Source organism: Falcatimonas sp. MSJ-15, from assembly GCF_018918265.1.
GTDB lineage: Bacteria > Bacillota > Clostridia > Lachnospirales > Lachnospiraceae > Falcatimonas.
In genome coordinates this window covers 1-583 of the sequence record NZ_JAHLQC010000066.1, presented here as the reverse complement: position 1 = coordinate 583, position 583 = coordinate 1, and the positions used below count along the sequence as shown (strand labels likewise).

Sequence of the window (583 nt, the reverse complement as noted above, 5' to 3'; positions counted from 1 at the left end):
GAATTAGGTTCATATCTTACATCAGATATTGCCGGACAGCTTGCTGATGCTATTGTTGCTGGACAAGTTGATTCTTCTAAATTAAAATCTTCTGTTTTTGCATCTGCAGAAGCTGAACTTGCATCAGATTTAACAAGTTATTATGCAGTACTTGGTACAGATTCTTCAAATGGTACAGATGTAGAAGCTACAGGTTTATTATTCAATGCATATGATGAGAACTTTGTAAATGTTGAAGATCCTGAAGAATATAAAGAAGTTGGCATTACAGTATCTCCATTACAGGCAAAAGACGAACAGTATAGAGTAAAAGATTCAGTAGTTAACTTTGTTGCGGAAGCTACAGTTGATGGTGATGTAATTGATGTTAACTCACCAGTATGGTTAAAAGTAACAAACAATGCTATTAAAAATGATACAGTATATACAGTATATGATGATGGTGAAGCTGTTTATACAGTAAAATCAGCTGCTGCAGGTAATACATTAACATTCCAGACAGATTCATTCAGTGTATTCTCAATTGTTGAGACACCTGATGCTGAAGTTACTGATAATACTGCTGGTTTCGATAAACCAGATA

Annotated in this window: 1 protein-coding gene; it reads left to right on the top strand. The window is 34.3% G+C overall.

Annotated features, from left to right (window positions below; all coding sequences use genetic code 11):
* A partial coding sequence (locus KQI85_RS16405) for a hypothetical protein (protein WP_216577080.1) occupies positions 1-583 on the top strand: 583 nt, incomplete at both ends.